Origin of the sequence: Phyllobacterium sp. SL163, assembly GCF_049896885.1 — a bacterium.
In the GTDB taxonomy this organism is placed as follows: Bacteria; Pseudomonadota; Alphaproteobacteria; order Rhizobiales; family Rhizobiaceae; genus Phyllobacterium; species Phyllobacterium calauticae.
Genome location: NZ_JAFCVE010000010.1, coordinates 103,288 through 117,486 on the forward strand (window position 1 = coordinate 103,288; position 14,199 = coordinate 117,486).

At 60.6% G+C, this 14,199-nt stretch carries 14 protein-coding genes; 6 read left to right on the forward strand and 8 right to left on the reverse strand.

Annotation, left to right across the window (positions count from 1 at the left end; all coding sequences use genetic code 11):
- Nucleotides 1–54: 54 nt before the first annotated feature.
- From ACP7B1_RS21430 to ACP7B1_RS21455, 6 genes are all read left to right on the forward strand, one after another.
- On the forward strand, nt 55–2,145 hold the full coding sequence (locus tag ACP7B1_RS21430; RefSeq protein WP_426137243.1) for an FUSC family protein: 2,091 nt from the start codon (nt 55–57) through the stop codon (nt 2,143–2,145).
- Nucleotides 2,146–2,219: 74 nt separating this feature from the next.
- Nucleotides 2,220–3,416: an RHE_PE00001 family protein gene (locus ACP7B1_RS21435; protein WP_346306033.1), complete on the forward strand. Its 1,197-nt coding sequence runs from the start codon at nt 2,220–2,222 to the stop codon at nt 3,414–3,416.
- A 157-nt stretch (nt 3,417–3,573) separates the two neighbouring features.
- The gene (locus ACP7B1_RS21440) at nt 3,574–4,668 is read left to right on the forward strand and encodes a siderophore-interacting protein (protein ID WP_346306034.1); all 1,095 of its coding nucleotides are present in this window, start codon (nt 3,574–3,576) and stop codon (nt 4,666–4,668) included.
- Nucleotides 4,669–4,858: 190 nt separating this feature from the next.
- Nucleotides 4,859–5,827 carry a tonB-system energizer ExbB gene (exbB, locus tag ACP7B1_RS21445; RefSeq protein ID WP_426137244.1) on the forward strand — a complete coding sequence of 323 codons (969 nt, stop codon included), beginning with the start codon at nt 4,859–4,861 and terminating at the stop codon, nt 5,825–5,827.
- Between the two features lie 12 nt (nt 5,828–5,839).
- Nucleotides 5,840–6,289 carry a TonB system transport protein ExbD gene (gene exbD / locus ACP7B1_RS21450; protein ID WP_346306036.1) on the forward strand — a complete coding sequence of 150 codons (450 nt, stop codon included), beginning with the start codon at nt 5,840–5,842 and terminating at the stop codon, nt 6,287–6,289.
- A complete protein-coding gene (locus ACP7B1_RS21455) occupies nt 6,289–7,152 on the forward strand; it encodes an energy transducer TonB family protein (RefSeq protein WP_346306050.1) in 864 nt (287 codons plus the stop codon). The genes exbD and ACP7B1_RS21455 overlap by 1 nt, the downstream gene beginning before the upstream one ends.
- 20 nt (nt 7,153–7,172) lie before the next feature.
- Here ACP7B1_RS21455 and ACP7B1_RS21460 read toward each other — a convergent pair whose 3' ends face one another.
- From ACP7B1_RS21460 to ACP7B1_RS21495, 8 genes are all read right to left on the reverse strand, one after another.
- Nucleotides 7,173–7,610: a type II toxin-antitoxin system VapC family toxin gene (locus ACP7B1_RS21460; protein WP_426137245.1), complete on the reverse strand. Its 438-nt coding sequence runs from the start codon at nt 7,608–7,610 to the stop codon at nt 7,173–7,175.
- Nucleotides 7,610–7,849 (reverse strand): FitA-like ribbon-helix-helix domain-containing protein, encoded by a 240-nt coding sequence (locus ACP7B1_RS21465; RefSeq protein WP_346306038.1) that lies wholly within the window; start codon nt 7,847–7,849, stop codon nt 7,610–7,612. The genes ACP7B1_RS21460 and ACP7B1_RS21465 overlap by 1 nt, the downstream gene beginning before the upstream one ends.
- 61 nt (nt 7,850–7,910) lie before the next feature.
- Entirely contained in the window at nt 7,911–9,503 is a 1,593-nt protein-coding gene (locus tag ACP7B1_RS21470) for a GMC family oxidoreductase (RefSeq protein WP_426137246.1), read from the reverse strand.
- A 1-nt stretch (nt 9,504) separates the two neighbouring features.
- On the reverse strand, nt 9,505–10,434 hold the full coding sequence (locus ACP7B1_RS21475) for a branched-chain amino acid ABC transporter permease (RefSeq protein WP_245421075.1): 930 nt from the start codon (nt 10,432–10,434) through the stop codon (nt 9,505–9,507).
- Nucleotides 10,435–10,489: 55 nt separating this feature from the next.
- The gene (locus ACP7B1_RS21480; RefSeq protein WP_223614846.1) at nt 10,490–11,377 is read right to left on the reverse strand and encodes a branched-chain amino acid ABC transporter permease; all 888 of its coding nucleotides are present in this window, start codon (nt 11,375–11,377) and stop codon (nt 10,490–10,492) included.
- Nucleotides 11,378–11,380: 3 nt separating this feature from the next.
- Nucleotides 11,381–12,091 carry an ABC transporter ATP-binding protein gene (locus ACP7B1_RS21485; protein ID WP_223614847.1) on the reverse strand — a complete coding sequence of 237 codons (711 nt, stop codon included), beginning with the start codon at nt 12,089–12,091 and terminating at the stop codon, nt 11,381–11,383.
- Nucleotides 12,084–12,827 carry an ABC transporter ATP-binding protein gene (locus ACP7B1_RS21490; protein WP_223614942.1) on the reverse strand — a complete coding sequence of 248 codons (744 nt, stop codon included), beginning with the start codon at nt 12,825–12,827 and terminating at the stop codon, nt 12,084–12,086. Before ACP7B1_RS21490 ends, ACP7B1_RS21485 begins: the two co-directional genes overlap by 8 nt.
- Nucleotides 12,828–12,910: 83 nt before the next feature.
- Nucleotides 12,911–14,116, reverse strand: coding sequence for an ABC transporter substrate-binding protein (locus tag ACP7B1_RS21495; RefSeq protein WP_346306042.1), 1,206 nt, complete (start codon nt 14,114–14,116; stop codon nt 12,911–12,913).
- Nucleotides 14,117–14,199: the final 83 nt, after the last annotated feature.

A 14,199-nucleotide genomic window follows, 5' to 3' on the forward strand; every position in this document is an offset into this window, starting at 1 on the left:
GTGCCGCCTGCCTGTGAAATATATTGAGGGCGGGGAGCTGCCAGATCGGACGCCATGTTTCAATCCATCCACACCATCATGCAACATCCCGCATGGCCCGGCCGGACGGCCTGGGTATTTGCGCTGAGAACGAATGTCGCGGCGCTCTTTGCCCTCACGGCAGCCTTTGCGTTGAACCTGCAGCAGCCGCAATGGGCAATGATGACTGTCTTTATCGTGTCGCAACCGATTGCCGGCATGGTCATCAGCAAGGGATTGTTTCGTCTGGCCGGAACACTGATCGGGGCTTTGGCGGCGATGGCCATCACCGCCGCGACAGGTGATATGCGCTGGCTGTTTGTGGCATCGATAGCCCTTTGGGTGGCATTGTGCACCTACGCGGCCTCGATGTTGCGGAACCCGGAATCCTACGGTGCGGCTCTTGCGGGCTATACCGCCGTCATTATCGCACTCCCGGCGTTTGGCCATCCGCATCTCCTGGCCGAATTTGCCTATGCGCGCTGCACCGAGATTATGCTCGGCATCGTCTGTGCCGGTGTGGCCAGCCGCTTTTTTCGACCGCAGCTTGCGCGGACGGCGCTGGTGGAAGGCCTGGAAAACTGCATCGCCGATCTGGCGCGCTATACCAGCGATGCGATTGCCGGACGCGATGCCGGGCACCTGAAGGCCGCGCACAGGAAGCTGATCGCGGACACGCAGGCGCTTGCCGCCATGCGGGCTCACGCCCGGCTGGAAGCCCCCAGCCTTGTCACGCATGGCCGCCATTCCCGCCATACAGTGGGGCATCTCATGTCATGCCTGTCGATTGTGAACATCCTCGTCGCGCATCGGGCCTCGTCCGACGGGACATGGAGCAGCCTGCGTGACAAACTCGGGGTATTGCTGGATGACATGGCGCGCGACTTCAAGGTTGACGCCGTTGAGCCGTGGCTTGGCAGGGTTGATATCATCGCAGCCGAAATAGCGGAGCTGAAAGGCAGGCCGTGGGGCGATGACAGCATCGGCATGATGGCCCGTTTGACGCTGCTGGGTGAGTTTCTCGACGGGCTCAAGGCGACGTTGAACGGTCTTTCGGCGCTGCGCAGCCGCTCGCAATATATGGCTGGCAGCAGGAAGCCGCCGGCATTGCCGGTCTACCGCGATCACAGCACGGCGCTGGTGAATGCGGTTCGCGCTGTTGCCGCGACAACTCTGATGACGGCCTACTGGATGGAAAGCCGGCATGCGGATGCGGCAGCGGCGGCGATTATCGTCGCAGTGGTGTGCAGCCTGTTCGCGTCGATGCCCAACCCGCTGCAGACGAGCTGGGGATTTTTCAAGGGCACGTTGTACGCCGTTCCGTTTGCCTTTGTTTTGGGACAGTTGATCCTGCCGTCTTTCCCCGGTCTGTTCTGGTTTGCCCTTTTCATCGTTCCCATCCTCGTACCGGCGGCGCTGCTGATGGTAGATCCGCGCCATGTCGGGCCGGCAACCGCTTTCGCCATCAATTTCATCGTCTTCCTCAAACCGCATGAGGCGATGGTGTTTGAACCGCATGTTTTCATGGAAACCTCACTGTCGGTTCTGGTCGGCATCCTCATCGGACTTCTCGTCTTCATTGTTGTTCTGCCGAAGCGGCCGCAGGTGACGGTGAACCGGATGATGGGCGCGTTGCGAACGGATATTGTCCGCCTCTGTCTGCGTGACCGGGTTCCGAGCCCGTCCGCATTCAACAGCCTTGCCTATGACCGCATCAACCAGTTGATGCCGATTCTCAGGACCATGCGGGAGGCGGGGGAAACCCTGCTGGACGACGCCCTGTCATCGGTCACCCTCGGGGCGGAAATCATCCGGTTGCGGCGGCTGTTGTCATGGGGGCGACTGGAGAACGATATTGCCGATCGCGTTTCGGAAAACCTCGCGCAATTGGCGAAAATGATAAGTCTGCAGACGCAGGATACCGGAGCCGTCGCAGGCTATGTCGCATCCGCCCGGTCAATGGCAGCGGGCATTCCCGGGATGTCGGCGCGGCCCCTGGCGCTGCAGGCCGCGGCGTCGCTGCGGCTGATCGCCGTCATGATCGAGGACCATCCCTCTCTGGTCCTCGGCGCCCGCGCCCGGTCGGGCGCGGATAAAAAGGGCGCCTTCCGCTTCGGTATTCTTTGATATCCGGATGGATGAACGCCGTTTTCCATCTTGGGCAATAGCTTCACTTTCACTATTCCCCTATCATGATTTCAATGGCTTATGATTCTACGAACTATTCCCTGAAAGACCTGCTTCGCCCGGTTGTCGCCGCCGAAGACGCTTTGGCGCGGCTGGACGAACGGGTGGCCCGCAAGGGCGATTTCGGTGCGCTGGGCAGCCGCCAGTCCAAAGACGGCTTGTTGCGCGAAAACGAAGGCTGGATTGCCCGGTCGCATTTCATGGAAGCCTGCAACGCGCTGTGGCTGGCGGGCGAACTTGTTCATGTGGAGGACCTTGTCCTGCATGACGCCCGCATGGATATCAGGACGCCAACCCATGAATTGACCCGGGCGCACGCAATTCTGCGAACCCGGCGTCAGATCGCCTCCAGTCCGGCGCAATGGGCACTGAGCCCGAAGGGCATTGCCAGCCTGCGCGGGCGCTGGGGTAGCGATGCGCTTCTCGCGCCGATTATCAGCGAACCGGTGCGCGGGTTCGACATCGAGGCTGCCTCCGAGCCGGGGTCAGAAGCGGAAAGTGCTTTCGAGGAAGAACTGGCAAGGCTGGATGCGCTGCTCGACCGTTCGGAACGCCTGCTGAAGCAGCCCAAGGAAACGCGTGACACTGCACCGGCCAGAGCGGAAGCAATCTCTCCCGGTCATCTGACGCCGGATGGAGATTCTCTGATTTACGATCCGGACTGGGATGAAGACGGCAGGATGGAGGAATGGTTCGTGGTCATGGATCGCACCCGCGATCTGCCGCCGATGCTGGCTGCGGCTCTGCTCTGGGATGCGTGGGAGGAAATCGAACCATTGCAGCACCAGCATTGGCTTGGCCCCATGCTGGTGGCCTCCATGTTGCGTGAGCGCATGAAGACGCGGGCGCATCTGGCGGTCCTCAATGCGGGGTTGCGCGCGATACCACGCGATCGCCGCCGCGCCCGTGACCGCAACACGCGGCTCACCGCCTTTCTGGAAGCTGCGCAATCATCGGCCATTGCCAGTCTGAAGGAGATCGACCGGTTGAGCCTCGCCCGCGTCCAGATGGAACGCAAGCTGAAGGACCGCCGCTCGACCTCCAGCCTGCCCGGCATGATCGATCTCATTCTGTCGCGGCCGATGGTTTCAACGGCGCTGATTGCCAAGGAGCTGAAAGTGACGCCGCGGGGCGCGCTCAATCTCATTGCCGAATTGGGCGTGCGGGAGATGACCGGGCGGGGCCGCTATCGTGCCTGGGGTATCGTCTGACGACCTGTGAAGGGGGCTGGCAGGCTCGCTTCCGGGCAGGCGGAAATTTTTGTCTTAATACTTGACTCAATTATTCATCTTTTAATATGGTCCCGGCGGCCCCGCATGATCATCCGCAATGGATGGACAGCGGACGCGCAATGCCAGGAGAATACCCATGTCTGCCATGCCGACCGTTCTGAGCAGCTCCGCTACGGTTAAACTTCAGGCGCCGCAGGACATGCTGGACAAGCTCTGCAACGTCTTTTCCGAGCATGCGCGCGTCGAAAGGGATGACGCGGAGGGGCGCATCGAGACGCCCTATGGCAAGGCGCATCTGACAATTGCCGGCGATATCTTGTCTCTCGATGTCGAGGCCGATGATGAAACATCGCTGGCCTATGTCCGCATGGTGCTGGCTGACAGCCTTCTGGGCTTCGCCGGCGCGGAGAAGCCGCAACTGTCATGGGTGGGCGATGGTCTGGCCGGCACCGAACTGCCTTACTTTCGCGAAATGCGGGTGGTGAGTGCCCGCGATCTCACGCCCCATATGCGGCGCATCCGCTTGCGCGGTGCTAATCTTGCCCGGTTTGCGATTGGCGGCCTGCATATCCGGCTGCTGTTCGCGCCGGAAGGCCGGAAACCGGTTTGGCCGACCATGGGGCGCGATGGCCGTCCGGTCTGGCCGGAGGGGGACGATGCGCTGATCGCCCGCGTCTATACTATCCGTACCATCGACATTGAGCGCGGCGAAGTCGATATCGACATGGTCGTTCATCCCGGCAACGATACGCCGGGATCAACATGGGCATTGAATGCCAAACCGGGCGGCATTGTCGGAATGACAGGCCCCGGCGGCGGCAGCGTGGAAGACGCGGGGCGATATCTCCTGGTCGGCGACGAAACGGCCCTGCCTGCAATTGGCCGGATTCTGGAAACGCTGCCTGCGGGGGCCGAGGCAACCGTCATTCTTGAAATCGACAGCCCCGCTGACAGGCAGCCCCTGCAATCCGCAGCAACAGTCGATGTTCGCTGGGTGTATCGCGATGGCGCACCCGCCGGGACGACCGGCCGGCTCGCCGGGATCGTTGAAGGTCTCGATTCCTCCGTCATTTCGCCCGACACATTTGTCTGGGCCGGTTGCGAATTCACTGATTTCAAGCAAATCCGGGCGCATCTGCGCAAGGAGCGAAAACACGAGCGCTCCAAACATCTCGTTGTGGCCTACTGGCGGCGCGGTTTTGACGGCGACAATGCCAGACGGGACGATTGAGGCGCCCGAAATGCCCCCGAAATGACATTGTCCTAAAACTCGGGGTTGCAGAAGTTAATAGTTGATTATTATACTCAACAATATTACAGCCGCTGCACCAGATCAAACGCCACGCATCGGACCCGCTGAGAGCCGGCGGAGTTTGCCGGCCCGATGGCTGAGATGGCGGAAGGAGCGAAAGATAAAAGTCATGCGCAAAAACACAGGCGGATTTCCAGTGAAACGGAATGTTTCAGGGCGTATCAGGGCAGGGGCGGTCGTCCTTCCGGTCCTGTTGTTGCTGGCTTCTCCAGTGATCGCGCAAGAAGGCGCGCCGCAGGCGGCGCAGCCTCAGGCCATCCAGCAAAGCCCGGTTGAAGCCACCCCGGCACCTCAAGCGGCGCCTGCGCCCATTCTCCAGGCCGCTCCGGCGTCGACCGCACCGGCTGCCGTCACCAAGGCAACCCTCCCGCACAATCTGTCTCCCTGGGGTATGTTCATGGCGGCGGACTGGGTGGTGAAGGGGGTGATGATCGGACTGGCCTTCGCGTCGCTCGTGACCTGGACTGTCTGGCTGGCCAAGACGCTGGAACTGGCCGGCGCCAGGGTCCGCGCCTATCGCGCGCTGAATGCCATCGGCAGTGCGCGCACCCTGCGCGATGCCGAAAAGGCACTGGAAGGCCGCGGCGGACCGGGAGCCCAACTGGTCAATGCCGCACGCGAGGAAGTGCGCCTGTCGCAGGAAGCGCAGAGTTATGCGGGTGCTGACGGCTTGAAGGAACGTGTTTCCTCCCGCTTGTCGCGCATCGAGGCTCAGGCCGGCCGCCGCATGAGCCGGGGCACGGGCGTGCTCGCGACCATCGGCTCAACGGCGCCCTTCGTCGGTCTCTTCGGCACGGTATGGGGCATCATGAATTCCTTCATCGGCATTTCGGAATCGCAGACGACAAATCTTGCCATTGTCGCGCCGGGTATCGCCGAAGCCTTGCTTGCTACCGCCATCGGTCTTGTCGCCGCGATCCCTGCAGTCGTCATCTACAATGTGTTTGCCCGGTCCATCACCGGCTATCGCCAGTTGTTGGCCGACGCCTCGGCGGGTGTTGAGCGGCTTGTCAGCCGCGACGTGGATTTCGCCCTGATGCCGCCGGTGCATCAGCCCCGCGCCGCAGCGGCAGAATAGGGGGTACGGATCATGGCCGGCGGTATCAGGCACAATGTTTCCGATGACGACTTGCAGGAAAACCACGAAATCAACGTGACGCCCTTCATCGATGTCATGCTGGTTCTGCTGATTATTTTCATGGTGGCCGCACCGCTCGCCACCGTCGATATCAATGTCGACCTGCCGGCGTCGACGGCAGCGCCCGCCACCCGGCCCGACCAGCCGCTCTATCTCACGCTGAAGGACGATCATACCATTGCGATCGTCAATGACACGGTGACGAAGGAAACGCTGGGCGCCTTCCTCGATCAGAAGACGCAGGGCGACAAGGAAACGCGCGTGTTCCTGCGTGCCGACCGGGCCGTGGACTATGGCGCGCTGATGGATTTGATGAACACGTTGCGTGACAACGGTTATCTCAAGATCGCCCTCGTCGGGCTCGAAAGCGCCCCGTCGGTGCCCGTTGGAAGTGCGCAGTGATGTCGGGCGAGCCGACAGCACGCGGGGTGGGACGGTTTCAGCTGAACTGGCGCGAAATAGGCCTGTGGTCTGCCGCCGGCATTGTAATGGCCGGCTTGCATGCCGGTGCGGGATGGTACGGATATCGGTACCAGCCGGAAGCGGCGGCGGGAGATATTGCTGCCGCTGTGATGATCGATATGGAGCCGCTGCCGGCTCCCGTGATCCCGGAAGCCGTTGCCGAGCTGCCGCCGGTCGAACCGGAGAAGATCAGACCGGAGCCTGTCCAGCAGGAGGCCAAGGCGCCCGACATGCCGCCGGAAAAGCCAGTCGAACCCGAGCCTGAGCCGCAGCCTGTCGAACAGCCAGTGCTGGAAGAGCAGATAGTCCCGGAGGAGCCGCAGCCGGAAAAAACGGTTGAACTGCCAAAGGCGGAAGTCCCGTTGCCCATTGTGCGTCCCGAACAGAAAAAGCCGGATGTGCCCAAAAAGGATATGCCGAAGAAGGTCGTTCGCAAGCCGGTGAAGACACAGGTCACGGACGTGAAAAGCGATACCGTTGTGGAAGCCAGGCAGCAGCCAAGCGTGTCGCGGGCCAGTTCTGCCAGTGCTGCCCGCAGCTGGAAAGACAAGATCAACTCCTATCTGGCACGTTATTCCCGCCGTGCCCGTGGCGGCGGTCATGGTTCCGGTAGGGCGAGTGTGGCGTTTACGGTCACGCGCGATGGCAATATCATTGCTTCGAGGATCGTCGGCAGTTCTGGAAATCCGGGGCTTGACCAGTATGTCCTCGATCTGGTCCGCCGTGCATCGCCCGTCCCCTCGGCGCCGGATGATTTTCAGGGCGGGAGTCAATCCCTGTCCATCCCCATTTCCATTCAATGATCCTGAGAATGACGATGAATTCAGGTGCGCTCACTAACCTGAAGGGGCGTCATGCATCGCGGGAAGGTTGTGCCCACTGCCTTCTGCTGGACGATGCGAAGTAGTCTTTCATCTGCAGTGACAAACAGGCACTGCCGTTGTTTCGCGAGCGCAAGATAAATGCAGTCATAGGCGGGGTGGCCGAGCAGAATTGCCAGCCTTGTCGTCTCTTCCAGAAGCCCGCGCATGCTGATCAGTTCAATGTCTGCCTGTTGCAGCAGCCGGCTGGCCAGTTGGGCCTCTTCCAGCATCAGCTCGTTCCGCTGCACTTTCTTCCACAGAATGTTGGCGCATTCGGCGACGAGAAGGTCAGGCGCCGCGAAATGATAGCGGCCGCGCAATCTGAGCGCCTGCTCCGTGCCTTCCTCTTCAATGACCCATTTGATGGCGACGCTGGCATCGATGATAAGGGTTTCCATCAACGCTCGTCGCGTCCTTCGCGGAGCAGTTCTTCCGAAGGCGTTTGCTTCCGGTTCATCGTCAGTTTGCGCAACTGGGCGGCAAGATCATCAAAGGAAGGCTCGATCTCGGTCGCCAAAGCCTGGCGCAGAATTTCGCGGTGTTCCGCTTCCGCCGAGCGACCGTGGCGCGCCGCGCGCAACTTGAGTTTTACAATGAGATCATCATCGAGATTTCTTACGTGCAGGTTTCCGGCCATGCGTACCTCCATTGATCTCAATGATAGCAAAGAGATCACAGCGGTTCAAGCAGATCGGCTTTCAGGCGCGGGCGATCATTTCCGCCGCCTTTTCCGCAATCATGATCGTCGGCGCGTTGGTGTTGCCTGAGGTGATCGTCGGCATGATCGAAGCATCGGCGATGCGCAACTGCGCGATCCCACGCACGCGCAGCTGAGGATCGACCACCGACTCCTGATCGGCGCCCATGCGGCAGGTGCCGACGGGATGAAAGATCGTCGTGCCGATTGCGCCTGCCGCCTCGATCAGCTCCGCCTCGCTCTGATAATGCGGTCCCGGCTTGAATTCTTCCGGCCTGTAGCGCTGCAGCGGCTTTTGCGCCACGATGTTGCGGGTGATGCGGATTGAATCCGCCGCGACACGGCGGTCGCTGTCCGTCGTCAGGTAATTCGGCCGGATGGCCGGATGGGCCCGGTAATCCGGTGATTTGATGTGAACGGAACCGCGGCTTTCCGGCCGCAGATTGCAGACGCTGGCGGTAAAGGCGGGGAAGGGGTGGACGTTTTCGCCGAACTTTTCCAGGGATAGCGGTTGCACGTGATACTGCAGGTTCGCCGTCGCAAAAGACGGGTCGGAACGGGTAAACACCCCCAGCTGGCTCGGTGCCATCGACATGGGGCCGGACTGGTTGATGAGGTATTCCAGTGCAATCGATGCCTTGCCCAAAAGGCGGTTGGCCTTTTCGTTGAGTGTCGCAATGCCCGTCACCTTATAGGCGCAGCGCAGTTGCAGGTGATCCTGCAGGTTTTCACCGACCGAGCGCCGTTCAAGAACCGGAGTGATTCCGGCGTTCTGCATGACATCGCCGCGGCCGATGCCGGACAATTCAAGAATCTGCGGCGAGCCGACGGCGCCTGCCGCCAGGATCACCTCGCGGCGGCAGTGGATCGTGCGGATGGTTCCCGCCTGTTCGATTTCGACACCCCTGGCCGTCAGGCCGTCGACAACGAGCTTGCGGACATGGGTGCCGGTTTCGACCGTCAGGTTCGCCCGCTTCATTGCCGGGCGAAGAAACGCCTTTGCCGTGTTCCAGCGGATGCCGCGTTTCTGGTTGACCTTGAAATAGGAGCTGCCTTCATTGTCGCCGCGATTGAAATCGTCGGTGCGCGGGATCCCCGCCGCTTCGGCAGCATCCCTGAACGCATCGAGAATATCCCAGTGCAGGCGCGCTTCCTCCACGCGCCATTCGCCGCCCGATCCGTGAAATTCGTCGCTGCCGAGATAGTAATCTTCCGACTTGCGGAAATAGGGCAGGACATCGTCCCAGCCCCATCCGGCACAGCCATCCTGCCGCCACAGATCGTAATCGCGCGCCTGCCCGCGCATATAGATCATGCCGTTGATCGACGAGCAACCGCCAAGCACCTTGCCGCGCGGGTAGTTGAGGACGCGGCCGTTGAGGCCAGGTTCAGCCTCGGTCGAAAAGCACCAGTCCGTCCGCGGATTGGAGATGCAGTAGAGATAGCCCACCGGAATGTGGATCCAGGGGTAATTGTCCTTGCCGCCCGCCTCAAGCAGGAGGACGGACACGTTCCGGTCTTCCGACAGCCTGTTGGCCAAGGTGCAGCCCGCCGTGCCTGCCCCGACGATGATGTAGTCATAGCTGGCTGTCATGTCAGTGCCCGGAGCTGCTCTCGAGTTTCTTGCCGAACCGCGAGGCGTAGAGCTCGCCGATAATGCCGCGGCGGAAGACGAGGACGCAGACCATGAAAATGATGCCGGTGATCACCGTGACCGGAAATTCCGACGTGGCGAGATAGTTTTCCAGCGCCGTGATGAATCCGGCCCCGACGATCGGGCCGACCAGTGTGCCGATACCGCCAAGCAGGGTCATGAGCACGACCTCGCCGGACATCTGCCAGCTGACATCGGTCAGCGTTGCAAACTGAAAGACAATCGCCTTCAAGCCGCCGGCAAGGCCGGTGAGCGCTGCCGACATGACGAAGGCCGCAAGCTTGTAGCGGGCAACGGAATAACCGAGCGAAATGGCGCGGTTCTCGTTTTCCCGTACGGATTTGAGGATCATGCCGAAGGGCGAATTGATGATGCGCCAGATGATAAACACACCGATGAGGAACACGGCCAGCACGAAGAAATACATGTTGAGTGGATCATTCAGATCGATGAAGCCGAGGAGCTTGCCGCGCGGCACACCCTGAATGCCGTCTTCGCCCTTGGTGAAGGATGCCTGCAGGCAGAAGAAGAAGAACATCTGCGACAGGGCGAGGGTGATCATCGTCGAATAGATACCCTGACGCCGGATGGCAAAGAAACCGATGATCAGTCCAAGGATCGTTGCGCCGAAGACGCCGAGCAGGATGCCGAGTTCCGGCGGAAAGCCCCATTCCTTGACGGAATGGGCGGTAAAATAGGCGGCTCCGCCAAAGAATGCCGCATGGCCGAAAGAGAGTATGCCGGTATAGCCGAGAAGCAGATTGAAGGCGCAGGCGAACAGCCCGAAACACAGCACTTTCATCAGGAAGACCGGGTAGAAATGGAAGGGCGCGAGAATGAGCGCCGCGACGCCGATGAGGATCAGCAGCATTTCAAGATTGAGAAACCTGCTTTTCTGGCCTGGGGAAACTGTCGTATCGGTCATGTCAGACCTCCTTTCCGAACAGGCCTGCCGGACGGACAAGCAGAACGATCGCCATGATGACGAAGATCACGATATTGGAGGCCTCGGGGTAAAACACCTTGGTCAGGCCCTCGAAAATACCGAGCATGTAGCCGGTGACGATGGCGCCGAGAATGGACCCCATGCCGCCGACAACGACCACGGCGAAGACGACAATGATCAGGTTGGTGCCCATGAGCGGGCTCACCTGATAGATCGGTGCCGCCATGATGCCCGCAAGCCCGGCAAGCGCGGCGCCGAGGCCATAGGTAAAGGTCAGCAAGATCGGCACGTTGATGCCGAAGGCCCTAACAAGCGTCGGATTTTCCGTCGCCGCGCGCAGATAGGAACCCAACCGGGTTTTCTCGATCAGAAGCCAGGTGGCAAGACAGATGGCAAGGGAGGCCAGCACCACCCAGGCACGGTATTTCGGCAGGACCATGAAGCCGAGATTATAGCTGCCGGTGAGAGCGGCGGGCACCGCATAGGGTTGTCCCGCCGCACCGTAGTAATAGCGGAAGGTCCCTTCGATCACCAGCGCAAGCCCGAAGGTGAAGAGCAGGCCATAGAGATGATCGAGATTATAGAGACGCGAGAGTGCGACGCGTTCAACGATCGCACCGGCGACGCCGACGATGACGGGTGCAAGGATCAAGGCGGGCCAATAGCCGATGCCGAGCTGGGCAAGCAGCAGATAGCCGACAAAGGCGCCCAGCATATATTGCGCGCCATGGGCGAAATTAATCACGCGCAAGAGGCCGAAGATGATCGCGAGGCCAAGGCTGAGCATGGCGTAGAAGGAACCGTTGATGAGGCCGATCAGCAATTGTCCGAGGAAGGCCTGCAGGGGAACGCCGAAGATCATGGTCATGGGTCAGACTCCCAGCGCTTCGTTGAGCATGGACATGCGTTCCGGCAGTTCCCGGACGTGGAAATTATCGATGATCTTGCCGTGATCCACCACGTAGAAGCGATCCGCGACCTTGCTGGCGAAACGGAAATTCTGCTCGACCAGCAGAATGGTCATGCCGCGCTGCTTCAGCGTCACCAGCACTTCGCCGATGCGCTGCACGATGACCGGGGCAAGGCCTTCGGTCGGCTCGTCAAGCAGCAGCAGTTTGACCCCCGTGCGCAGGATGCGGGCAATGGCCAGCATCTGCTGCTCGCCGCCGGAAAGTTTGGTTCCGGGGCTGTTGCGCCGCTCTTTCAGATTGGGAAAAAGATCATAAATCTCCGGTATCGACATGCCGCCCTTGGCAACGATGGGGGGCAGGTTGAGATTCTCATCGACCGAGAGTGTCGCGAAGATGCCGCGCTCTTCCGGCACAAAGCCGATGCCGGCATGGGCCGTGCGGTGCAGGGGCACGCGCATCATATCCCTGCCGTCAAAGGCGATGCTGCCAGTGCGCTTGCGGATAATGCCCATGATCGAGCGCAGGGTCGTGGTCTTGCCGACGCCGTTGCGGCCGAGCAGGGTAACGGTTTCACCCTCGTGAATATCGAGATTGACGCCATGCAGCGCGTGGCCTTCGCCATACCAGGCATGGAGATCGCGGACGGCGAGGAGGGGTTTGGCATCACTCATGTTCGGTCCCCATATAGGCAACGCGCACCCGTTCATCCTGGCTGACCGTCTGGTAGTCGCCGGAGATGAGAATCTCGCCGCGCTGCAGGACGGTGACCTGGTCGCAAAGATCGGCAACGACCTTCAGATTGTGTTCGACCATCAGGATTGCCCGGTCGCGGGCTACCTCGCGAATGATCTCGGCAACGATGTGCACGTCCTCGTGGCCCATGCCCGCCATGGGTTCATCCAGAAGCAGGACCTTGGGATCGAGCGCCAGCGTCGTTGCGATCTCCAGCACGCGCTTGCGGCCATAGGAGAGGTCAGCGGCCAGTTTGTTGTGGGCGTCGTGCAATCCAACGGCTGTAATCAGTTCCATGGCCCGATCATTCAGCCGGTTGAGCGCGCTGGTCGGCAGCCAGAACTGCGTCGACAGGCCGGCCGGGCGTTGCAGGGCCACGCGCACATTGTCGAGAACGGTCAGATGCGGGAAAACCGCAGAAATCTGGAACGAGCGAACCAGCCCCATACGGGCGACTTTCGCCGGGTCGGTTCTGGTGATGTCCTGATCGAGCAGGGTGATCGTGCCGCTCGACGGCTGCAGAAACTTGGTCAGGAGATTGAAAACCGTGGTCTTTCCCGCGCCGTTGGGGCCGATCAGTGCGTGGACTTTTGCGTGATGGATATCCAGATCCACATTATTGACGGCGATGAAACCGCCAAAATCCCGGCGCAGGCCGCGGGCGGAGAGAACCACCCGGGATCCGGCGTTACCGGCGCTGCCGGGAGAGGCATGACCTCCCCCGAATGCCGTACTGCTCAACGAAGCTGTCATCCGGACTACTTGGCCAGATCGCAGCCGCTTTCGGCTGGCTTTATATAGGCCTCATCGCCCGGAACCGTAGCCAGAACCTTGTAATAGTCCCATGGTTCCTTGCTTTCCGATGGCTTCTTGACTTCCATCAGATAGACATCGCTGATCAGGCGGCCATTGGCACCGACCTTGGCGCCGCGCCCGAAGACGTCATCGACAGGCATTTCATGCATGGCAGCGGCAACTTTTTCCGTGTCATCGGTGCCGGCTTTCTGAATGGCTTTCAGATACTGCATGACCCCGGAATAGGTCGCGGCCTGGATCATGTTCGGCATGCGGCCGGTGCGCTTGAAGAATTTGCGGCCGAACTCACGGGACTGGTCGTCGCGATCCCAGTAGAAGCTTTCCGTCAGGGTCAGACCCTGGGCTGCTTCAAGGCCGAGGCCGTGCACTTCCGCCAGGGTGAAGAGCAGCGCTGCCAGGCGCTGGCCGCCCGATACGATGCCGAATTCAGCGGCCTGCTTGATGGCATTGGCGGTGTCAAGACCGGCATTGGCCAGACCGATCACCTTGGCACCGGATGACTGCGCCTGCAGCAGGAAGGAGGAATAGTCGGCTGTCGCCAGCGGATGACGCACGGAGCCGACCACTTTACCGCCCTTCGACGTCACATATTTGGTCGTCTGTTCTTCCAGGGAGTAGCCGAAGGCGTAATCGGCAGTGAGGAAGAACCACGTGTCGCCACCCTGTTTGACGAGTGCACCGCCGGTGCCGACAGCGAGAGCGTGGGTGTCATAGGCCCAATGGAAACCATAGGGCGAGCACTGCTTGCCGGTCAGTTCGGCCGTGGCCGCACCGGTCACGAGATCGATCTTCTTCTTTTCCTTGGAGATGCCCTGCACGGCGAGCGCGACGGACGAGGTGGTCAATTCCATGATTGCATCGACCTGCTCCGTGTCATACCACTGGCGGGCGATATTGGAGGCAATGTCCGGCTTGTTCTGATGGTCGGCGGTGATGACCTCGATCGGCGCGTCGAGAACCTTGCCGCCAAAATCTTCGGCGGCCATCTTCGCCGCTTCGAACGACCACTTTCCGCCGAAATCCGCGTAGACACCGGATTGATCGTTCAGGATACCGATCTTGACTTTGCCGTCCGAAATGCCTGCACTTGCAGCGGGCATAACGGTTGCAGCCATCAGGGCAGCGGTTGCAATTGCCAATAATTTCATTCTGTTCTCCTCCCAAAGAAATGCCGCTCACAGGATCATCGTATGATGGACCGTCGCGGACTTGATCGTCTCGGCTGAAAATG